Source organism: Bartonella sp. AA86SXKL (assembly GCF_042196885.1).
The window spans coordinates 1-21,350 of record NZ_JBHIRE010000018.1 but is presented as its reverse complement, the minus strand read 5'-3'; the positions used below and the strand labels follow the sequence as shown (position 1 = coordinate 21,350).

General features: G+C 37.4%; 16 protein-coding genes, 3 tRNA genes and 1 pseudogene. 13 read left to right on the top strand and 7 right to left on the bottom strand.

What is annotated here, in order from left to right; all coding sequences use genetic code 11:
* Positions 1-133 precede the first annotated feature (133 nt).
* Positions 134-219 (bottom strand) — tRNA-Leu (locus tag ACFIO5_RS07520).
* 146 nt (positions 220-365) lie between these two features.
* Here ACFIO5_RS07520 and ilvA point away from each other — a divergent pair.
* The 3 genes from ilvA to ACFIO5_RS07505 all read left to right on the top strand — a co-directional run bounded on the left by ilvA (position 366) and on the right by ACFIO5_RS07505 (position 3,882).
* Positions 366-1,643 (top strand): threonine ammonia-lyase IlvA, encoded by a 1,278-nt coding sequence (gene ilvA / locus ACFIO5_RS07515; protein WP_375612449.1) that lies wholly within the window; start codon positions 366-368, stop codon positions 1,641-1,643.
* Between the two features lie 35 nt (positions 1,644-1,678).
* Positions 1,679-2,209 carry a hypothetical protein gene (locus tag ACFIO5_RS07510; protein WP_375607472.1) on the top strand — a complete coding sequence of 177 codons (531 nt, stop codon included), beginning with the start codon at positions 1,679-1,681 and terminating at the stop codon, positions 2,207-2,209.
* A 290-nt stretch (positions 2,210-2,499) separates the two neighbouring features.
* Complete coding sequence (locus ACFIO5_RS07505; protein ID WP_375637028.1) at positions 2,500-3,882, top strand: DEAD/DEAH box helicase; 1,383 nt, start codon at positions 2,500-2,502, stop codon at positions 3,880-3,882.
* Between the two features lie 1,381 nt (positions 3,883-5,263).
* Here ACFIO5_RS07505 and ACFIO5_RS07500 read toward each other — a convergent pair.
* A tRNA-Asn gene (locus tag ACFIO5_RS07500) sits at positions 5,264-5,338 on the bottom strand.
* Between the two features lie 184 nt (positions 5,339-5,522).
* Here ACFIO5_RS07500 and ACFIO5_RS07495 point away from each other — a divergent pair.
* The 6 genes from ACFIO5_RS07495 to ACFIO5_RS07470 all read left to right on the top strand — a co-directional run bounded on the left by ACFIO5_RS07495 (position 5,523) and on the right by ACFIO5_RS07470 (position 13,466).
* Positions 5,523-5,596 (top strand) — tRNA-Cys (locus ACFIO5_RS07495).
* A gap of 220 nt (positions 5,597-5,816) precedes the next feature.
* Positions 5,817-6,491: a protein-L-isoaspartate O-methyltransferase family protein gene (locus ACFIO5_RS07490; RefSeq protein WP_375613722.1), complete on the top strand. Its 675-nt coding sequence runs from the start codon at positions 5,817-5,819 to the stop codon at positions 6,489-6,491.
* A gap of 66 nt (positions 6,492-6,557) precedes the next feature.
* Positions 6,558-7,850 (top strand): TolC family outer membrane protein, encoded by a 1,293-nt coding sequence (locus tag ACFIO5_RS07485; protein ID WP_375632921.1) that lies wholly within the window; start codon positions 6,558-6,560, stop codon positions 7,848-7,850.
* Between the two features lie 252 nt (positions 7,851-8,102).
* Positions 8,103-8,657, top strand: coding sequence for a DUF2497 domain-containing protein (locus ACFIO5_RS07480; protein WP_375632919.1), 555 nt, complete (start codon positions 8,103-8,105; stop codon positions 8,655-8,657).
* A gap of 148 nt (positions 8,658-8,805) precedes the next feature.
* Positions 8,806-11,529 (top strand): valine--tRNA ligase, encoded by a 2,724-nt coding sequence (locus ACFIO5_RS07475; RefSeq protein WP_375637029.1) that lies wholly within the window; start codon positions 8,806-8,808, stop codon positions 11,527-11,529.
* 1,145 nt (positions 11,530-12,674) lie between these two features.
* Positions 12,675-13,466, top strand: coding sequence for a tetratricopeptide repeat protein (locus ACFIO5_RS07470; protein WP_375618569.1), 792 nt, complete (start codon positions 12,675-12,677; stop codon positions 13,464-13,466).
* Positions 13,467-13,570: 104 nt separating this feature from the next.
* Here ACFIO5_RS07470 and ACFIO5_RS07465 read toward each other — a convergent pair whose 3' ends face one another.
* The 5 genes from ACFIO5_RS07465 to xth all read right to left on the bottom strand — a co-directional run bounded on the left by ACFIO5_RS07465 (position 13,571) and on the right by xth (position 17,755).
* Positions 13,571-14,317, bottom strand: a complete 747-nt coding sequence (locus ACFIO5_RS07465) for an amino acid ABC transporter ATP-binding protein (RefSeq protein WP_273791447.1) — start codon at positions 14,315-14,317, stop codon at positions 13,571-13,573.
* Positions 14,318-14,328: 11 nt separating this feature from the next.
* Positions 14,329-15,045 carry an amino acid ABC transporter permease gene (locus ACFIO5_RS07460; protein WP_375621443.1) on the bottom strand — a complete coding sequence of 239 codons (717 nt, stop codon included), beginning with the start codon at positions 15,043-15,045 and terminating at the stop codon, positions 14,329-14,331.
* A gap of 2 nt (positions 15,046-15,047) precedes the next feature.
* Positions 15,048-15,800: an amino acid ABC transporter permease gene (locus tag ACFIO5_RS07455; protein ID WP_375705184.1), complete on the bottom strand. Its 753-nt coding sequence runs from the start codon at positions 15,798-15,800 to the stop codon at positions 15,048-15,050.
* 141 nt (positions 15,801-15,941) lie between these two features.
* Complete coding sequence (locus ACFIO5_RS07450) at positions 15,942-16,847, bottom strand: transporter substrate-binding domain-containing protein (RefSeq protein ID WP_375634815.1); 906 nt, start codon at positions 16,845-16,847, stop codon at positions 15,942-15,944.
* Positions 16,848-16,972: 125 nt separating this feature from the next.
* Positions 16,973-17,755 carry an exodeoxyribonuclease III gene (gene xth / locus ACFIO5_RS07445; protein WP_375634813.1) on the bottom strand — a complete coding sequence of 261 codons (783 nt, stop codon included), beginning with the start codon at positions 17,753-17,755 and terminating at the stop codon, positions 16,973-16,975.
* 487 nt (positions 17,756-18,242) lie between these two features.
* On the opposite strand from xth, the gene rpsL reads away from it, so the two are divergent.
* From rpsL to ACFIO5_RS07425, 4 genes and pseudogenes are all read left to right on the top strand, one after another.
* The gene (rpsL, locus tag ACFIO5_RS07440) at positions 18,243-18,614 is read left to right on the top strand and encodes a 30S ribosomal protein S12 (protein ID WP_005773262.1); all 372 of its coding nucleotides are present in this window, start codon (positions 18,243-18,245) and stop codon (positions 18,612-18,614) included.
* A gap of 18 nt (positions 18,615-18,632) precedes the next feature.
* Positions 18,633-19,103: a 30S ribosomal protein S7 gene (gene rpsG / locus ACFIO5_RS07435; RefSeq protein ID WP_375632907.1), complete on the top strand. Its 471-nt coding sequence runs from the start codon at positions 18,633-18,635 to the stop codon at positions 19,101-19,103.
* Positions 19,104-19,127: 24 nt separating this feature from the next.
* Positions 19,128-21,212 carry an elongation factor G gene (fusA, locus tag ACFIO5_RS07430; RefSeq protein WP_375632905.1) on the top strand — a complete coding sequence of 695 codons (2,085 nt, stop codon included), beginning with the start codon at positions 19,128-19,130 and terminating at the stop codon, positions 21,210-21,212.
* 62 nt (positions 21,213-21,274) lie between these two features.
* A pseudogene (locus ACFIO5_RS07425) lies at positions 21,275-21,350 on the top strand (GTP-binding protein); the annotation flags it as partial.

The window sequence follows — 21,350 nt, the reverse complement described above, 5'->3', positions numbered from 1 at the left end:
GATTCGTATTTTAGTACCACCGCGGTGCCGTCTTATAGCGTTATAATAAAGTTACGAAAGGTGGTTTAGAAGGTGCTTTAATTTTTTTTGACTTTTAATAAATCATTGGAAAATAAGAGAGATTAAGATAATCTGGTGCGGACGGCGGGACTTGAACCCGCAAGGTCTTCGACCGGCAGATTTTAAGTCTGCTATGTTTACCGTTTTCATCACGTCCGCGATGTGAGTTCTCTCATAAGCTATATCTTTTATTGAATCAAGAATTAATGACAAAAGAAACATTTTTCATTTTTTAGTGAAATTTTGACTGACAATAGTTTCCTTTATCGATAGAAAAAGCTTTTATAATGTAAATAAAGTATGAAATGATTAGTGTTATGAGTCAATTTATTCAAGACGTCACAAAAGCTATGGTGGGATTGCATCACGTGTTTGCTGAAACACCACTTCAAAGAAATGATTTTCTTAGTCAAAAGTATGATGCAGAAATTTATTTAAAGCGTGAAGATTTAACACCGGTGCGGTCTTATAAGATTCGTGGTGCTTTCAATTTTGTTTCAGAAATGCTTAGCTGTATATCACCAGATTCTGCATTTGTTTGTGCTTCAGCGGGGAATCACGCGCAAGGGGTTTCTTTTGTTTGTCGTTATTTTAAACGTAAAGGCGTGATTTTCATGCCTATGACAACGCCACAACAAAAAATTGAAAAAACACGTATTTTTGGTAAAGAATTCATTGATATTCGTTTGGTTGGTGAAACATTTGATCAATGTTATGAAGCTGCGCAATCCTTTGTCGTAGAGAGCGGTGGTGTAATGGCTCCACCTTTCGATGATATTCGCATTATTACAGGGCAGGCAACAGTGCTTTGTGAAGCTGCTTTACAATGGAAAAAACTCAATGGAGAAAGTGAGCCAGATTTGATGATTGTGCCAGTAGGGGGTGGTGGTTTGGCAAGTGGAGTGAGCAAGTTTTTACATGAATATGGTTGGAAAACAAAGCTTCGTTTTGTTGAGCCGCAAAGAGCTGCAAGTTTGCTTGCTTGTTTGGAGAGTGGAAAACGCGTCAAGCTTGAAAGCATTGACACTTTTGTAGATGGTGCTGCTGTGGCTGAAATTGGTGCTCTAAACTATACAATTCTAAAGCAATTTCCCCCTGATTCTGTCATTACGGTTCCTGAAAACCGCGTTTGTTCTACGATGGTTGAAATGCTTAATGTTGAAGGTGTGGTTCTTGAACCGGCTGGTGCTTTATCGATTGATGCGCTTAACAGTATTCCTCCTCAAGAGTTAAAGGGGAAAAAAATTCTTCTCGTTATTTCAGGAGGTAATTTTGATTTTGAGCGTTTGCCAGAAATTAAAGAGCGTTCTTTACGTTTCCAAGGGTTGAGAAAATATTTTATTTTTAGTTTTCCGCAACATCCTGGTGCATTGCGTCATTTTCTTTCCACATTATCACCAGATGATGATATCGTACGTTTTGAATATCTTAAAAAGTCAGCGAGAAACTTTGGTTCTGTATTGGTTGCGATTGAAACAAAAAAATACGGTAATTTTTGTCTTTTAGAGGAAAAATTTCAAGCGTTAGGTTGGCGTTATCGTGATATTACTGATGATCAAACGTTATTTGATTTTGTTATTTGAGAAACTGAAATTTTACTAAAACAAGAAGTATAATGATGAAACCTATTTTTTATTCGGTGCTGAGTCTATTTTTCTTTTTGATTGTTAATCAACAGAGTTTAGCATCTCAGCCAACAATAGTACAAAAAGATGAACTTTCAAGAGTCGTTGTTGATGTCAATAATGCTATAAAAAATGGGGATTTTATGCCTATTTCTCGTTATATGCCTGAGCGGCTTTATAAAGAGATGGCACATCGATTGAATACAACAGAGAGTGCTTTACGTAGTGATTTTCTTCAACAGTTGCATAAGAAATTTGAGGGGTTGCCTTCTGGTGCTTATTATTTAGATAAAGAAAATATAGAGTATTTACAAACTGATAACGGTACTTTGTATGCTTTAATTCCAACAGTTCTTGAGATGAAAGATCGCATCATTCAATATAAAACTTTGGCGATTTTTGATAAAAACCAATGGTATTTAATTTATGGCGGTCAAAAAACTTTACAAAATCCAGTTTTTCTCGAGATTTATCCTGATTTTATCAAGGTACATTTACCGATGGACACAATCATCAAAAAGTAAACGATCTAAATATTGTTTTTATTCATGATAAATGTATTTCGTAAAGTTCTTGCTTTTTTATCATAATCCAAAGATAATAGAGATGAAGGCATTTAGGCTGGTTTGTTGGCTTTTTGTAAAGTGAAGTTTATACGCCTTTATCTTGATTTCAAGGTGTTCATGAGTTGCGCAAGCCGCTTTTTAGGCGTTGCTTCATTTAAAATGTCAGGGATTTCTCTTGCGCGGATTCTTGAGTGGAGAGTTCAGATGGTTACTTCTTTTGAGTTCTTCAGCTAAGGAAAGATTTTATTTTGCCTATAAAAGAAGAAAATGTTTTTACAAAGTTAGGTTTGCCTACTCTTTTGATTAAAAATTTACTCATTGCTGGGATGAGTAAACCTAAACCTATACAAGAACAAGCTATTCCAGTGATGTTGAAAGGACACGATATTTTAGGTGTTGCTCAGACAGGCTCTGGAAAAACTTTGGCATTTAGTTTGCCTATTTTAAGTCAGATTTTGGCTTTAGGTGATAAACGCTGCCCTAAAACTGCACGCGCTTTGATTTTAGCTCCAACGCGCGAACTTGCTGTTCAGATTGATGAAGCGATTCGCACTGCGGCGAAAGGAGCACATCTTTCAACATGTCTTATTTTTGGGGGCGTATCACGTTTAAAACAAATTAAACGTATGGAAGCAGGTGTGGATGTTTTGATAGCGACTCCAGGGCGTTTGAGAGATCTTGTTCGTGAAAAGTGTGTTGATCTTTCCCAATCTCGTTTTTTGATTTTGGATGAAGCAGATCGTATGTTGGATATGGGGTTTATTCATGATGTTAAGCAAATTGCAAAGCTTTTGCATCAAGAGCGTCAGACAGCACTCTTTTCTGCAACAATGCCGAGGGAAATTTCTGTGCTTGCAAAATGTTTACTCAATGATCCGGTTAAAATTGAAGTTGTTCCTCAAGGTACTACGGCTGTAGAGATTTGCCAAAAATTATATTGTGTTCCTACGAATGAAAAAAAGAATGTTTTAAGTAAACTTTTGACAAATCCAGCTTTTGATTCGGTTATTGTTTTTACTCGAACTAAACATGGGGCAGATGCTGTCACACGTAGTTTAGAAAAGGTAGGATATTTAGTCGCAACAATTCATGGAAATAAATCACAAGGTGCTCGCCAGTCTGCTTTAAAAGCTTTTCGTGAAAGATCTGTGCAGATTCTAGTGGCAACAGATATTGCTGCACGCGGTATTGATATACCAGGGATAAGCCACGTTATTAATTACGACTTACCAGATGAAGCTGAAAGTTATGTACATCGTATTGGTCGTACAGGACGTAATGGCGCATCTGGTGTAGCACTTACGCTTTTTGATGAGAAGGTAGAAAGGTCCCGCTTGCGTGCTATAGAGCGCTTGATTCGTATGAAATTGGTGGCTGAGGCTGTTCCAGAACAATTTGCAGCGTTTCCAGAAAAGCCAATTGTACGAGAAAGTAAAGAAAAAGAAAACGATAAGGAACGCCGTTTTAAAAAATCTAAACATCAAAAACAGTTTTTAGGTCGAAAAGATGATACCGCACAGTTGCAGCGGAAGAATTCTTCACCTCAAAATGAGAGGCATAAAAAAGCAAAAGCAGTAGTAAAGCGTGCAAAGCCTCTTCGTTTTCGAAAATCAGTTAAGAGGGCTGCTTAGATAAAGTCTTGAAAAAAGATCATGTACTGGAGATTTTTTACTTTTGTTGATGAAAAGAGCTATAAAATACTCTTGTCAAAGTAAGAAGATCCTTTAGAGGTTTTCATTTTTTAGAAATGAAAACTTCTAACTTTTTGGATTTATTAAAAATCTTTATTGTAGAGGCAATTATTTATTTGCTTTATTCCCATTTTTTTAAATGGGAATAAAAGTAGATTTTATTTATATAAAATTATTTTTATAAAGGATGTGTTTTATCTTTAATGATAACTTTTAATTTTAAAAATTGATGTCTAATAATAACTCATTGTTTTATATATTTAATAATTCACTATATCGTATTTTTTTCATTTTTAAGTTATTTATGCGGATCAATCAAAAGTATTCGCTTGCACGTTATGTGTGAAGTTGTCATATAAATAAACATTTGAAAAATAAATAAAATAATTTTTATAAACTCTTTCAAAGGCAATGGGGGATTGCTGAGATTGAGAGTTGGAAAATAGTATGATGGTATGGCTTTTATTATAAATAAAGATGGGGCTGATCAATCGATTTCATTTTATACCATTTACGGGGGTGTCATTGTGAAAGAGTCTTGGGGGATTTAAGAGATATCTCTTTAAAAAAGCATGTGACTGCATAATACAATAGCGAGAATGTCATGATTTCTGAAGGCTTTCTCAAGATTCTTAACAATTTAGCTCGTTATCTTGGTTTTTACTGTAAAACACTATTATTTGGGGGGATATAAAGTATTTGGGGCTATAAAGCCTATAAGATTTTATGTATTAAATGTTTTATGACAGTGTGGTGAACAAGGCAAGGTTGTTTGTAAAGCGTTGAAGTGGCTAGCAGGAGGCAACCTATTAGATAAGACGTTGGAGTGTTTACAGACTTGTTTTATGTTTTTTGCTTTTAGGATGGGGAGGAGGTTATGTGGGGTGTATGGAGATAATATATGACCTTGATTATTGTTTCTTCCATTTTTCAAAATGATTGCTTCATGAGCAGGTTTTTAAGTTTAATTTCTTTATTGAGTATAAATCATTCTTTCTTTGGAAAAAAAATATGAGACAGTTTCATTGCTGATGGAGCTTAATAATTCATCTTTGATGAAAGAAATCGTAATTTATAATTTATAATGTGCAAATAATTGCAGTGCCCTCTTATAGAGGTGCGGTGGTTTGAGAAAAGTAATCTTATTTGTGCTATTTTAAAATGAATCAATAGTTTTTTGCGTTCATTGCAAAAAACACATCCCGTAGGATATTGCGTTTCTACTTTATTGCAAAAATCCTATTCCATTACTTTTATTAACGAATCCCTCATGTCTAAAAACTTTAGAAAAAACAATAAACTACGTGGAATAAAAGAAAAGTGGCTCCCCGGGCCGGATTCGAACCAGCGACCAACCGGTTAACAGCCGGTTGCTCTACCGCTGAGCTACCGGGGAATGGTGCCCAATCATCTCGTTGAAAAGGCTATAGCAAAGCAATACTGATTTGCAAAGGATAAAATTACTTTTTTTAAAAAAATATGATAAATTGTGTAATAAGAGGAAAAAAGGCGAGAGAATATTTCTACACCTTGACGGATGCGTTGCCTTCCCTTATTGAAACCTTTATGTTTGTTGACGAGGCCTCGTGGCGGAATGGTTACGCAGAGGACTGCAAATCCTTGTATCCCGGTTCGATTCCGGGCGAGGCCTCCAGCCGATTTTAAACGAAACGGCTTTTAAGGGAGATGAGGTATAGGAAAATAGATTATTTCCCTCTATTCTTGTGAAGACACTTTTGTATGAGAGATTATACAGTTAAAATCTAATTGTTGACTGTAGTATCCTTTTTTGTAACGCCCATAGTTTAAGAGATCTTTATCCCTTATTGTCGCTGTTTTGTTTGTTTTTTGTAGGTTAGGAGAAAATATTCGTTATGGTTGCAGATTTTGCTGAGCTTCGTCGCAAAATGGTTGACAATCAAATTCGTACAGTCGATGTAACGGATTTATCAGTTCTTGAAGCCTTTTTAACGGTATCTCGTGAAGATTTTGTATCGGAAGATATGAAAGTGTTAAGTTATCTTGATACTGATATTGTTCTATGTCCAGAGCAAGATGGGGTTCCTGCACGCTATTTGATGAAACCTGCGTCTCTAGCGAAATTACTACAGCTTGCCGCTGTAAAATCATCAGATGTTGTTTTAGATATTGGTGCAAATAGTGGTTATTGTGCAGCGTTGCTTGCAAAACTTGCAGGGTCTGTGATTGCGCTGGAAAGTGATAAATCTCTCTTTGAACGTGCTCTTGAAGCTTTAGAACGGAATCAATGTGATAATGTGGTTGTCGTTCATGGTCCATTAGAGAAAGGATATGCCGTTGAGGGACCTTATGACGTGATTTTCATTGAGGGATCTGTTGATTTTATTCCTCAAGGTATCTTTGATCAAATGAAAGACTGTGGACGTCTTGTTGTGGTTGAAGGGCATGGAAATGCTGCTGTTGCACAAATCTATATAAAAGAAGATGGGATCATCTCGGCTCGTCGTGCTTTTAACCTCGCTGTAAAGCCTCTTCCTTGTTTTTTCAAAACACCTGGTTTTGTGTTTTAGTGCTTGTTTGTTTTGTGAATAAAAGATAATTTTGTAATTTATTTGGGGTTTGTTATTGTGTGTATTATGTTTAGAGTAAACAAGAAGTTTCAGGCGTGTTTATTGCTGGTGTTGAGTGTTTTTCTATCAGAGGCTGTTTGTGCTGAAACATTGATGGATGCCTTTTCTAAGGCTTATAAATATAATGCTAAGTTGAATAGTGAACGTGCAGCTGTGCGTATATCCAGTGATGATGTTGTCATTGCGCGATCGGGGCTATTGCCACAAGTTGAGGGGGTTGGGAACTATGGGCGAAATAAGTCTTTTACAGGTCCTTATGTCACTTCTGGATCTATAGGAGTGAGATTAAATCAAAGATTATTTGATGGTTTTATCACGCAAAATATCTTTTCTTCAGCTCAAGTTAAGTTGCAGGCTCAGCGTGAATATCTTCGTAATGTTGAACAAAATACGTTTCTGGAGGCGGTGACCGCTTATGCTAATGTCTATCACGCACGTCGTGTTGCCGATCTTCGGAGAGAAAATTTGGCAGCTCTTGAGGAACAAGTTCGTTCCAATAAAGCAAAATTTGATGTGGGTGAAGGAGGGCATGTTGATCTTGCTCAAGCTCAAGCTGCACGTTCCGTGGCGGTTTCAGAGCTGAGTCTTGCTCGTGCTGATGTAAAAGCAGCAGAGGCAGTGTATCGACAAGTTATTGGTTCTGATCCTGAAAAGTTAAAACGCCCACCTGTAGCCAAAGATTTTCCCGTCAACCTTGATATGGCTTACCAAATGAGCGTTGTGATGCATCCAGCAATCCTTTATGCTAAATATTTAGTCGATGCGAGTGTTTATAATGTAAAGGCGAAAGAAGGGGCATTGCTCCCTAAAGTTGATTTTTCTGCAACTGCATCTTATAATCGAATCTACAGCGGGGTTGGAGAAGATGGCATTTCTAAATCGATAGTGTTGTCAGTAAGTGTCCCAATCTTTGAAGGAGGGCGTACGTCTGCGCAAATTCGCCAATCAAGGGAACAGCTTGGACAGGCGCAGCTTCAACTCGATTTGGCGCATAGTAATACGCGACAAGCACTTACTTCTGCTTGGTTTCAGTTGGAGGGCGCACGCTCATCTGTTGTTGCTTACCGTGAAAGTGTTCGTGCTGCTGAAATTGCTCTGAAAGGTCGTGTTCAAGAAAATCTCGTAGGGCAAGCAACGACGCTGGATGTTTTAAATTCTCGTACTCTATTGATTAATGCTCAGATTGCGCTTGCAATGGCAGAGCGTAATGCTGTTGTGGCGAGCTATAGTGTTCAATCTTCTATTGGTAAATTGACTGCAAGTTATTTAGGTTTAAAAACAATTAAATATATCCGATAATACATAAAAGTATCTCTTTGAATCTTATTAAATTATTTTAGTTTTTAAAAGCTTAGTAAATCAACAGTTGAATATGTTGAAAGATATTGCGGCGAGATATTATTTTTATAAGTGTAGAAAACTGTGTGTAGCGCCCTCTTTATGACAAGCATATTTGAAAATATCGTAGGAGGCATGTTGATCTTATAATTCTTTTGCATACACTGAAAATATGATTCTATTTGTTGTTGCGTCTTTGAGAGGTTGTAAAGTATGGTACAGAGTTCAAGCGTGTTACGTGAGCCAAGTATGGATGAAATTTTAACATCTATTCGTGAAATAATCGAAGAAAATGCGGTTCAATCTGATCACTTTTTAAATGAAGATGTTGCAGTGAATGCTTCAGAAGTGGCATCCGAGGGTATTTATGATACAACCTTATCGGTTGATGATGCTATGAAAGCTTTAGCTGATCGTATTGGTCTTTCTTCTGAAAATCAAGGAGGGAAGATAACGCAAGAGAAAGAGGATATAGAGGCAGAAAATAATACAGTTGGTATGGATATGCAAAAGATGAAGCTTTCTTCTGAAGAACGGAATTCTGTTTATAAAGCAAAAGAATATGAAGATGAGATAAGGAAATCACAGTCAGACGCTGGAAGGGATGGTCATGTGGAATTGTCTGCATATTGTATTTCTTCTGCAGAAAAGATTGCAAAGGATGTGTTGCGTCCTGCTATAGCAGAATGGTTACAGTCTAAATTGCCTATTTTGCTGGAAGATATTTTGCGTGAAGAGATTATGAAGGCGATTAAAAAATCGTCTTAATTATTTTTACATTATTTTTATGTTTTTCATTTTATGAGAATTTTGTTTGCGATTTTGCGAGCTCTCTAGTGAATGGCTGAGATTCACGAGATTCTGATCAGGTTTTGATCATATATTGTGTTTTTCAGCGGCGTTATGGATGGATAGAATGTTAGAAAAAAACTATGATGCTGCCTCTATAGAGCAACGGGTTGCAAAGAGATGGGAGACTCGTGGGGCTTTTAAAGCGGGAGCTGGTTCTAAAAGCGGTGCAGAACCTTTTTGCGTTATGCTTCCTCCTCCTAATGTTACGGGCTCACTTCATATGGGGCATGCGCTCAATACGACAATTCAAGATATAATAGTTAGATTTCAGCGGATGCGTGGCAGAAATGTGTTGTGGCAGCCTGGTATGGATCATGCTGGGATTGCTACGCAAATGGTAGTGGAACGTCAACTTGCAGAACGCCAAGAGTCAACGCGTCAAGAAATGGGGAGAGAAAAGTTTATTGAGCGTATTTGGGAATGGCGTTATGAAACTGGAGGCGTTATTGCAAACCAGTTGCGTCGCCTTGGGGTTTCATGTGATTGGTCGCGTGAGCGGTTTACAATGGATGAGGGGTTGTCGCAGGCGGTTCGTGAAGTCTTTGTCACGCTTTATAAGCAAGGGTTGATATATAGGGATAAGCGCCTCGTCAATTGGGATCCTAAATTGTTGACAGCTATTTCAGATCTTGAAGTTGAGCAAAAAGAAGTTCAAGGACGTTTGTGGCACTTTAGATATCCACTTGAAGGTAAAATTTTTGATCCAAATGATGCGACAACTTTTATAACAGTGGCGACAACACGACCAGAAACAATGCTTGGTGATACAGGAATTGCTGTTAATCCTGAAGATGAGCGTTATAAAAATCTTATCGGTAAAAATGCTCTTTTGCCGCTTGTTGGTCGTAGGTTATTAATTGTTGGTGATAGCCATGCTGATCCTGAAGCTGGAAGTGGTGCTGTAAAAATCACACCAGCTCATGACTTTAATGACTTTGAAGTAGGACAGCGTAATCATTTACGCTTGATCAATATTTTTACCCAGCAAGCCGAGATTTTTCTTCGTGAAAATGAAGCATTTTTCGATGGTTTGATTTTATCAGATGAATTAAAAATGTTAGTAGAAAATCTCGATAAATCTGATCGTTTTGTTGCTCGCCAGAAGATTGTTTCTTTGATGGAAGAACAGGGATATTTAGCTTCTGTTGATGATCATACCCATATGGTTCCTCATGGAGATCGCAGTGGTGTCCCTATTGAGCCTTTTTTGACGGATCAATGGTATGTTCATGCTGCTGAATTAGCAAAGCCGGCGATAGAGGCTGTTCAACAAGGCAAAACGCAGTTCGTTCCCGATAACTGGAAAAAGACGTACTTCAATTGGATGGAAAATATTCAACCTTGGTGCATTTCTCGCCAATTATGGTGGGGACATCAGATTCCTGCTTGGTATGGTCCTGATGGAACGGTTTTTGTTGAAAAAAGTGAAAAAGAGGCTTTAGATTCAGCTTTTGCTCATTATGGTGAGGTTGTTGAATTAATCCGTGATCCGGATGTTTTAGATACTTGGTTTTCATCAGCTCTTTGGCCTTTTTCAACATTAGGATGGCCAAATAAAACGACTGAATTATCTACTTTTTACCCAACATCTTTATCTGTGACAGGATTTGATATTATTTTTTTCTGGGTTGCTCGTATGATGATGATGGGACTTCACTTTATGGGTGACGTTCCTTTCCCAACGGTTTATGTGCATGCTCTTGTACGGGATCAAAAGGGTGCAAAGATGTCAAAATCAAAGGGAAATATTATTGATCCCTTAGAGCTTATTGATCAATATAGTGCTGATGCACTTCGGTTTACTTTAGCTATTATGGCAGCACAAGGTCGTGATGTAAAACTTGATGTTTCCCGTATTGCTGGTTATCGTAATTTTGCTACGAAATTGTGGAATGCTACCCGATTTGCACAGATGAATGGTGTGAAGCATGATCCAACTTTTAAACCAGAACAAGCAAAATTGCCGCTTAATCGTTGGATTTTAACAGAGTTATCTAAAACAATTTCAGCAGTTACGACTGGTATTGAACACTATAAATTTAATGATTCAGCTGCCACTCTTTACCGTTTCATTTGGAATACATTATGTGATTGGTATTTGGAGCTTCTCAAACCTATTTTTCAGGGGGAAAATGAAGATGCTAAAAATGAGGCTCAAGCTTGTACTGCTTGGGTTTTAGATGAAGTTTATAAACTTCTTCATCCTTTTATGCCTTATATGACGGAAGAGTTATGGTCTCTTACAGAAACGCAAGCCATCAAGCGTGAGGATATGCTCGCATTGACAAAATGGCCAGAGGAAACATTGATAGATGAAGAAGCTGCTGATGATATTAATTGGCTTATTGATGTCGTCACGGGGATTCGGTCTGTACGTTTTGAAATGAATATTCCAGTGGCGACACAAGCACCTCTTGTTGTTGTCGAAGGAGGAGAAGTAACACGAGAGCGTGTGAAGCGTTATGATGCACTTCTTAAAAAATTAGCGCGTATTGAAGTTATTGATTTCTCTGATAAACTTCCGGAAGTATCGGCACAAATGATTTTGGGAGAGGCTGTTTTTTGTTTACCATTAGGACAGTTGATTGATTTGGAGGCTGAACGTGTTCGTTTGAGGAAGGATGTCAGTAAAATTGAACAAGATATTGAAAAAATATCGCTTAAGTTAAATAACCCCCAATTTATAGCAAATGCAAAAGCAGAAATTGTTGAGCGTGAGCGGAACAGGGTTGTAGAACTGCGTGCAGCGCAGAAAAAAATATTTGTTGCTTTAGAGCGGTTAGATTGATTTCAACTTTTTATTTTTTTGATAGATAATTGCATACCAGTAGGGCTAGTATAGATCTTCTTTAAAGAAACTTTTTCTTTTGTTAGTTTTTCATGAACGATCATAAAATCTCTACTGAAATCCATTGTTTTATGTTTATCATTAAAGAGACATCTTTTAAGGCATCCAAGCCTATTCCACGACGTAGATCATGAGTGGTATAACGGTAAATCCATTGAGCTTCCCTTCTTTATGCTTGTGAAGTAACAAGCGCCGGGGGGGGCACCATTCTGTCCAATATCCGGACAACCCTTAGCTCAAACTGTTCGTAAGAGGCATTTTTAGTTCTTTCTTACACAGAGTTTTTATCCACATAGCTCTCTCTGCTTGTAATGTGCAAGCGGATGGTTTTGATTGATTTAACCTGGAACAGGTTTGGAATGAGAGAATCTTACGATATTCGAGGTCCTCATTCAATATGCAAAAAGGTAAATTATCATTATAAATCAAAACATTGTTTTATTTCTGTAAAATATCATCATTTAGAGTAGCAATATAAGGCATGTAAAATTACACATGTGGTATTTTTTTGTATGTAGTGGTGAGTATTCTGAGTTAGAACTTGTGTGTAAAGTATGAAGTAACCCCATGTGAAATGATGTCAGGTGCAATCCGTTAAACAAAAAGCTTGTATTGTTTATAGATTGACGGAGACAAAAAACTTCATCTTTAAGGTGGTAAGGCAGTCGTGAAGTTATAAGTTAACTATCATCATTATATTTACCCATCTTTCGTATTGTTTTTTATATTTAAACGCTTACCATTCATCATGTATTCTCTTCATTCTCAAGTTGCTGTTTAATGTACGTTATTTTATTGAATGATTTTTACTCATACGTATAAAATTTTAAGATCGATAAAGCTTAGAATGTTAAAGGATGTGTTACAAAATATAGAATGATGATTTATATTTAAAAATCAATTTGTTGTATATAAAAATGGATACTTAATTTTATCGAACATTTTGGATGATTTTTATCTATTTGTCTTTTCTTTTAAAATTTTTACTTTAAAATCGCGTATGCTTCTTACTAAGAAAAAGAGTTTAAATATCTACAAAGAAATTTGTAACAGATATAATCATTAAAATTGAGATAGGGGGGGAAATGGTTAATAGGTTTCAGATATGGAAAAAAGTCACGATTGTTGTGATTTTAGGGGGATTTTTTTCGACTGTTTATGTAATAGATGTCAATAGCTTGCAAGAAGCGAATGATGGTTCGTTTTATTTTTTTAAACGTGGCATGTCTGCTTATAAAAATGGGCATATAAATCAGGCTATTGCAGCATTACGTTGTGCAGCTAAGAGAGGCCATATTGGTGCGAATTGGAAACTTGGCTCTATCTATGCCAACGGTGATGGTGTTCCTAAAAATGATTATAAGGCATATAATTTTTTTGCATATATTGTTGAAAAAGGTGCTGATCTTGGTTCAGAGGATGAAAGTTATGTTTCTGATGCATTGGTTAAACTTGCGAGATATATAAAAAAAGGTATTCCTCAATCACCTGTGAAACCTGATCCTTCTTATGCTGCTCATCTTTATATGCAGGCTGCGGTAAACTATGGAAATCCTAAAGCTCAGTATCATTTAGGAAAAATATTTTTAAAGGGAGAGGGAAGGGAGAAGAATCTTATACAAGCAGCACGATGGTTTCAACTTTCAGCAAAAAAAGGAAATCCTTCTGCCCAAGCAATGCTTGGAAATATACTGCTTCAAGAAGGAAAAATTGTCCGTGGGGCAGCAATGTTAACTGCTGCCTATGAAAAAGCTAACGTAAAAGACAAAAATTGGATTCATCCTTTGCAAGAACAGGCTTTTGCTCTTTGTAATGAATCTGAGAGACGTACAGCAATTTCACTGGTTGCTGAGATTTTAAAGAATAACAGTTTTTAAACATCTGATTGTAATATTTTTACATTCTCTCATCTTATATTAAACTCTGTTTTCTTGTATACAAGTTCATAGTAAAGATAGCTTTTTTTTTGATAATCTAATGGCTAATGACTTAAGATTTTAGACAAAAATTCTTGCGTTCTCGGTTTTCTTGCTTGCGGATCAGAAAAAAACTCTTTAGATGAACAGTCTTCAAGAATTGTTCCTTGATCTATGAAAATAACACGCTCAGAGACTTTTTGCGCAAATCCCATTTCATGGGTTACACAAATCATCGTCATACCTTCTTCTGCTAAGCTAATCATGACATCGAGTACTTCACCTACCATTTCAGGATCTAGAGCAGATGTTGGTTCATCAAAAAGCATGACAAGTGGATCCATAGTTAAGGCACGTGCAATAGCAACACGTTGTTGTTGCCCTCCAGAAAGTTGACCAGGATATTTATCTTTGTGTTCAATGAGGCCAACGCGCTCAAGATATAACAATCCACGTTCAAGTGCTTCTTTTTTGCTTCGTTTTAGGACTTTGATTTGTGCAATTGTCAAATTTTCTGTGACAGATAAATGGGGGAAAAGCTCGAAGTGTTGAAACACCATTCCTACCTGACTTCGCAATTTAGGCAGATTCGTTTTTTTTGAATGAACAGGTATTCCATTAATCCAAATTTCACCTTTTTGAAAAGGGACGAGAGCGTTAATAGTTTTAATGAGTGTTGACTTTCCTGAGCCTGATGGACCACAAACGACAACGACTTCTCCTTTATTAATATTGGTTGTACAGTTTTTAAGGACTTTAATTTCGCCATACCAATTAGAAACATTTTTTATTTCGATCATATGAGTAGACATTTTTTTTCCTGTTAGCGAATAATGGATACTTTTTTTTGTAAATACAAAACTATTTGTGACAGTGTAAAACAGATAACAAAATAGAAAATAGCTGCTAAGATATAAGCTTCTTGCTTTACACCAAAATTATTAGCAGCAATATCAAAACCATTCAAAAGGCTATGACCACTGATGGCATAAACAAGGGTTGTATCCTGAAAAAGGATAATAACTTGTGTTAAAAAGACTGGAAGCATATCTCTAAAGGCTTGAGGAAGAATGACAATGTACATACTTTGCCAATATGTCATTCCAAGAGCTTGTCCTGCATATTTTTGTCCTTGCGGAACTGAATTGATTCCAGCACGCATAATCTCAGCAAAATAAGCCGTTTCAAATGCGGTAAAGGTAATGAGTGCTGATTTATTTGCACCAATGGATATACCAGTTAAAAAAGGCAGAAGCACGAAAAACCATAAGATAACCATCACAAGTGGTATTGAACGCATAGCTGTTATGTAACTGATTGCAAACCAAGAAAGAAGTTTTATGGAAGAAAGGCGCATCATTGCTAAAAGTGTGCCGAAAACAAACCCCAATACCGTTGCAAAAAGAGTTAGAAAAACGCTAAAGAGTAAACCTGATAAAATGTAAGAACGAAATACATCAAAGGTAAAAAAGGAAAAATCAAAGTCGGAAAAATTGAAAGGAAAATAAAGTCCAAACTGAGAGCTTATGAAATTCATCATATTCAATTTCCCTTTGTTTGAAAATTAGGAATTTTGAGTATTTGTTCAATGACTGTCATCACAATGAATACGAATAAGGCTATTAGAATATAAAGGATCGTAACAAGTAAATAATTTTCGTAAACATGGCTTACCTCTTCAATTGCTTGGTATTGAAATTGCATGAGCTCATTTATTGAAACGGCGAATGCTATAGACGAATTTTTCACAATCCCCATTGCTTCTGAAGTAAGAGGTGGCATAATTGCACGTATAGCACGTGGTAGTATAATATAGCGATAACTTTGATAAGTTGTAAACCCCATTGCCATAGCAGCATAGCGTTGTCCAGAAGGAATCGCTTCAATGCCTGAACGAACCTGTTCAGCAATGCGTGCAGATGTAAAGAATCCCAATGCGCATGTTATTAAGAGAATGGGGGAAAATTTCATCGCTGGTGGATAAATCTTCGGAACAACAAAATACCACAAAAACACTTGTACAAGGAGGGGAATATTACGCATAATCTCTACCCAAATAGTACCGATAGTGCGAAATATATAATTGATTATGGATGTTTTGGGTAAAGTGCGCATTGTTCCTATAATAACACCACACAATACAGCTAATATAAGTGAAGTGATAGACAATATAACCGTATTTTTAAAGCCATCGAGAAGTGTATCTAAATAGGTATGGCTCACACCGGGAGTTCCCAAGCATCCTGTTACCAATGTTTGAGTAAGGTCATCTCTACAAAGGAAAGAAAAGTCCATTAATTGATATTCCCTCAAATTAGTCATTCACAAATAGGGCAATAAACCAAGCGCATCTACATAGGCCAAATTTATTAAAAAGTGAATTAAAATATAAACCACACTCAATTTCAAAAGAGTGTGGTTCTTCTTTATTAAATTCTATAAATCTTTTTCCGCGTAGCTTTCTCGAGGCTTATTATTTGGGTGATCCCAAGCATATCTTGTTTGTTTTGACAAGGGAAGGTTCATAACAGTGTTAGCAGGTGGGATCGGTTTCATAAACCACTTATTATAAAGCTTTTCCAGTGATTCATCTTTAATCTGACGTACGATACTATCGTTGATTGTTTGTTCAAATTTTTTGTCATTTAATCTGAGCATACAGGCAATAGGTTCGACTGAAAGTACAGTATCAAGAATGACATAATCAGATGGATTCTTTGATTTAGCAATATGTCCAGCAAGAATTGAAGCGTCCATGACAAAAGCATCTGCCTTACCAGATTCTAATAATAAAAAACTATCTCCGTGATCTTTTCCCTTTAAAACTTTAAACTGAATGTTTTTTGCACGTTTATTTTTACGAATAAGTTGAACAGATGTTGTACCGGTGGTCGTTGCAACTGTTTTTCCATTTAAATCCTCAAGAGATTTAATGTTAGAGTTTTTCTTTACAGCAATCCGAACCTCTTCAATGTATGTCGTATAAGCAAATGCTGCTTCTTTACTGCGGGCAATATCATGTGTTGTTGAGCCGCACTCAAAATCATAGGTTTTATTTTTTAAGAGAGGAATTCTATTTTGAGAAGTGATGGGAAGATAATGAATTTTAATTGGTTTACCAATTTTTTTTGAGATATCATCAATGATCCGTTCTGCCATTTCTGTATGAAAGCCTACATATTTATTATTACCAAGGGCGTAGGCTAAACCAGATGATTCACGGACACCTAAAGTAATTTCACCTGTTCGTTTTATTTTTTCAAGAGTATCATGTTCAGCATGCGCGAAACTTGAGAATCCAATGGACGTTGCTGCAATAAGCATTAATAATGATTTCTTCATTTATGTCCTCCATTCATTTATTTTTATTTTATTTGCTTAAGATATACTGTTTATATGCTGTAGCATAGTTATTATTTTTGAGTGGAATTTTTTTTGTTGTCTCATGAAATGAGGATTTTACTTTCTTAATTGATATTAAGGTTAATCCAAACAGGAACGTGGTCGGATGGTTTTTGATATCCCCTTACTTCTGTTTGGCTATGAGCGCAAATTAATTGATCAACAGCTTCTGGTGATAATAATAAATGATCAATGCGAATCCCATTATTCTTAGGCCAAGCACCTGCCTGAAAATCCCAAAAACTGAAGGAGGGAGTATCGGTGACATTCCGGATAGCATCATAAAAACCTAAATGGAGAATACGTTGGAATGCTTTTCTTGTTTCTTGAAGAAATAAGGCATCTTGATACCATTCTTGAGGTTTTTTTGCATCTAATGGAGTGGGGATGACATTATAATCACCTGCTAGAATAAGAGGTTCTTCATACGCAAGCAATGATTTTGCATGTGTATATAATCTTTCCATCCATTCTATCTTATAGGAATATTTTTCACTCTCAATAGGATTCCCATTTGGCAAATAGAGAGATGCAACACGAACAACACCTTTGTTTGTTGAATAAACAGCTTCAATGTAACGTGTTTGTTTATCATTATCATTGCCTGGTAATCGACGGATCACTTCATCTGGTGTTTTTTTAGAGAGAATCGCAACGCCATTAAAACTTTTTTGTCCGTGTGTTTCTATATGGTAACCTAAACTTTCAATTGCATCGCGTGGAAAATTTTCATCGATACTTTTAATTTCCTGTAAACAGACTATGTCCGGCTGGCTTTGCTGCAGCCATTGACATAATGTTTCATGTCGTGCTTTTATCCCGGCAATATTCCACGTTGCTATTTTCATGGCGCTCATCATTAGATATCCAATATGCAATTCAATTTATTGCATTTATGTTTACTACAGTCACATCGCTGTTTTTTTGTTTATAGGGGATATTACTATGGTAAATTGATTTATCAAGAGTAGCGGTAAAAGCAAATTTAAAGTTTTAAAATTTAATTTATTTTCATTTTTAAAAACTTTCTGCTGTTTAGTTCTTGACGAATGTACGTGTTCTCGCTATTAGAGATGGATATAACCGATGTGAATGTAATCAGGTGTTTTGGATATGAACCGGATCATTCACAGGTGTTAAGAAGATTAAAAGCAAATGCTAGTGCAAAAGGCTATTGCCTTCTCTGCTTATGGTCGGGTAAACTGTTTTTTGCAGGTGTGCCCGATTTTGTGTATAGACTTAGATATCTGTTCCGATTCTGTTGGGGTGGATAGAAATAAAAATAGAAAAGCCCGATTGGGTGAGACGAATGTAGATCGAAAAGAGGAAGGTTGCATGCCTACCGTAAACCAGTTGATTCGCAAGCCGCGTGTGGCGCCAGTTAAACGTAATAAGGTTCCTGCTCTGCAGTCGAATCCGCAGAAGCGTGGTGTCTGTACGCGTGTTTATACAACAACACCGAAGAAACCTAATTCTGCTCTTCGTAAAGTTGCTAAAATTCGCTTGACGAATGGATTTGAGGTAATTGGTTATATTCCTGGAGAGGGACATAATCTTCAAGAGCACTCTGTTGTAATGATTCGTGGTGGTCGTGTGAAAGATTTGCCAGGAGTTCGTTATCACATTATTCGTGGTTTACTTGATACGCAGGGTGTCAAGAATCGTAAACAGCGTCGTTCAAAGTATGGCGCAAAGCGTCCAAAATAATATTGAGAGACAAAGCTAATGTCCCGTCGTCATAGAGCAGAAAAGCGTGAGATTAATCCAGATCCAAAATTTGGTGATTTGGTTATTATGAAATTTATGAATGCCATTATGTTTGATGGTAAAAAATCAGTTGCAGAGCGTATTGTTTATGGTGCGCTCGATTCTGTGGAAAAAAGAGTAAAAACAGATCCTGTGGCTCTATTTCATCGAGCTTTAGAGAATATTGCTCCTCATATTGAGGTTCGTTCACGCCGTGTTGGTGGCGCTACTTATCAAGTTCCGATTGATGTTCGTCCTGATCGTCGTCAGGCTCTTGCTATTCGTTGGTTGATTGCGGCGGCACGTGGTCGAAATGAAACGACGATGGTTGAGCGTTTATCTGGTGAATTGATGGATGCGGCTAATAATCGTGGTTCTGCCGTGAAGAAGCGTGAAGATGTTCATCGTATGGCTGAAGCTAATCGTGCTTTTTCTCACTATCGCTGGTAGAAGTTTTAAACTAAGGCAAATATAATGGCTCGCGAATATAAAATTGAAGATTATCGTAATTTTGGTATTATGGCGCATATTGATGCTGGTAAAACTACGATGACTGAACGTATTCTGTTCTATACCGGTAAGAATCATAAAATTGGCGAGACCCATGATGGGGCTTCTACAATGGATTGGATGGAGCAGGAGCAGGAGCGTGGTATTACGATTACGTCTGCTGCAACAACGACATTTTGGGAAGGGCAAGACGGTCGGAAGCGTCGCTTTAATATTATTGATACGCCAGGGCACGTTGATTTTACGATTGAAGTTGAGCGCTCTTTGCGTGTTCTTGATGGTGCAATAGCCTTGTTGGATGCAAATGCTGGTGTGGAGCCTCAAACGGAAACTGTTTGGCGGCAAGCTGAGAAGTATCGCGTGCCTCGTATGGTTTTTGTTAATAAAATGGACAAAATAGGAGCTGACTTCTATCGTAGTGTGGAGATGGTTGGTTCTCGGTTAGGTGCTAAAGCGCTTGTTTTGCAGTTGCCGATTGGTGCTGAAAATGACTTTGAAGGAGTTGTTGATCTTGTAGAAATGAAGGCTTTAAAGTGGGATGGTTCTATTGGTGCCTCGGCAGTGATAAGTGAAATTCCCTCTGAGTTAAAGGAGAAAGCTGAAGAATATCGCGAGAAATTGATTGAGATGGCTGTGGAGGTTGATGAAGCTGCGACAGAGGCTTATTTGGAAGGTGTTATGCCAACCAACGAGCAGCTTGTTTCTCTCATTCGTAGGGGGACAGTAGAAGTTCAGTTTCATCCGGTTCTTTGTGGTACGGCTTTTAAAAACAAGGGGGTGCAGCCACTTTTGGATGCTGTTGTTTCCTATCTTCCTTCTCCAATTGATATTCCGGCGATTAAGGGTGTTGATGTAAAGAATGAGGCTGAGACGACACGCGAATCTTCTGATGATGCTCCGTTATCTATGCTTGCTTTTAAAATTATGAATGATCCTTTTGTTGGTTCATTGACGTTCTGTCGTATTTACTCAGGTAAAGTTCAGAAAGGTATTTCTCTTGAGAATACTGTGAAAAAGAAAAAAGAGCGTTTGGGGCGTATGCTTCAAATGCATTCAAATTCTCGTGAGGATATTGAAGAAGCATTTGCTGGTGATATTGTTGCTCTTGCAGGACTTAAGGAGACGACAACAGGGGATACTCTTTGTGATCCTTTGAAGCCTGTTATTTTGGAGAGGATGGAATTTCCAGAGCCTGTTATTGAGATTGCAATTGAACCGAAGACAAAAGCAGATCAAGAAAAAATGGGTATTGCTCTTAACCGTCTAGCAGCCGAAGATCCTTCATTTCGTGTTAAATCGGATGAGGAATCTGGTCAGACTATTATAGCTGGAATGGGTGAGCTTCATCTTGATATTATTGTTGATCGTATGCGGCGTGAGTTTAAGGTTGAAGCAAATGTTGGGCAGCCTCAAGTTGCTTATCGTGAGTCAATTACTAAAATGGCGGAAATTGATTATACGCATAAGAAACAATCGGGTGGTGCAGGTCAATTTGCTCGTGTGAAAATTGTTTTTGAGCCTCATGATGGTGATGACTTTATTTTTGAGTCAAAGATTGTTGGTGGTGCTGTTCCTAAAGAATATATTCCCGGTGTCCAAAAAGGGATTGAGAGTGTTATGGGGTCAGGTCCTCTTGCGGGCTTTCCTATGCTTGGTGTAAAAGCGACTCTCATTGATGGTGGCTATCACGATGTTGATTCTTCGGTTTTGGCTTTTGAGATTGCTGCTCGTGCGGCTTTTCGTGATGGGGCAAAGAAGGCTGGTGCACAGCTTCTTGAACCGATCATGAAGGTGGAAGTTGTTACACCAGATGATTATGTTGGTGATGTTATTGGTGATCTCAATTCTCGTCGGGGACAGATTTCAGGAACTGAAGCGCGCGGCATTGCAACGGTTGTGAATGCAATGGTTCCTTTGGCAAATATGTTTGGTTATGTGAATACTCTTCGCTCTATGAGTCAGGGGCGTGCGCAGTATACAATGCAGTTTGATCATTACGAGCCTGTGCCTTCAGCTGTTGCTTTGGAGATTCAAAAGAAATACGCGTAATTTCAGGTTGGTAATTAATTTTTAACTTAGTCCTTGGCTTGGACGGAAAATGGAGAGCTCAAATGGCGAAGAGCAAGTTTGAACGAACAAAACCGCATGTTAATATTGGTACGATTGGTCACGTTGATCATGGGAAGA

Bases quoted from the DNA above. Each gene is read 5' to 3' on its own strand.
- ilvA (WP_375612449.1), top strand. From the start codon at position 366: ATGATTAGTGTTATGAGTCAATTTATTCAAGACGTCACAAAAGCTATG.
- ACFIO5_RS07510 (WP_375607472.1), top strand. From the start codon at position 1,679: ATGAAACCTATTTTTTATTCGGTGCTGAGTCTATTTTTCTTTTTGATT.
- ACFIO5_RS07490 (WP_375613722.1), top strand. From the start codon at position 5,817: ATGGTTGCAGATTTTGCTGAGCTTCGTCGCAAAATGGTTGACAATCAA.
- ACFIO5_RS07485 (WP_375632921.1), top strand. From the start codon at position 6,558: ATGTTTAGAGTAAACAAGAAGTTTCAGGCGTGTTTATTGCTGGTGTTG.
- ACFIO5_RS07480 (WP_375632919.1), top strand. From the start codon at position 8,103: ATGGTACAGAGTTCAAGCGTGTTACGTGAGCCAAGTATGGATGAAATT.
- ACFIO5_RS07475 (WP_375637029.1), top strand. From the start codon at position 8,806: ATGTTAGAAAAAAACTATGATGCTGCCTCTATAGAGCAACGGGTTGCA.
- ACFIO5_RS07470 (WP_375618569.1), top strand. From the start codon at position 12,675: ATGGTTAATAGGTTTCAGATATGGAAAAAAGTCACGATTGTTGTGATT.
- ACFIO5_RS07465 (WP_273791447.1), bottom strand. From the start codon at position 14,317: ATGTCTACTCATATGATCGAAATAAAAAATGTTTCTAATTGGTATGGC.
- ACFIO5_RS07460 (WP_375621443.1), bottom strand. From the start codon at position 15,045: ATGATGAATTTCATAAGCTCTCAGTTTGGACTTTATTTTCCTTTCAAT.
- ACFIO5_RS07455 (WP_375705184.1), bottom strand. From the start codon at position 15,800: ATGGACTTTTCTTTCCTTTGTAGAGATGACCTTACTCAAACATTGGTA.
- ACFIO5_RS07450 (WP_375634815.1), bottom strand. From the start codon at position 16,847: ATGAAGAAATCATTATTAATGCTTATTGCAGCAACGTCCATTGGATTC.
- xth (WP_375634813.1), bottom strand. From the start codon at position 17,755: ATGAAAATAGCAACGTGGAATATTGCCGGGATAAAAGCACGACATGAA.
- rpsL (WP_005773262.1), top strand. From the start codon at position 18,243: ATGCCTACCGTAAACCAGTTGATTCGCAAGCCGCGTGTGGCGCCAGTT.
- rpsG (WP_375632907.1), top strand. From the start codon at position 18,633: ATGTCCCGTCGTCATAGAGCAGAAAAGCGTGAGATTAATCCAGATCCA.
- fusA (WP_375632905.1), top strand. From the start codon at position 19,128: ATGGCTCGCGAATATAAAATTGAAGATTATCGTAATTTTGGTATTATG.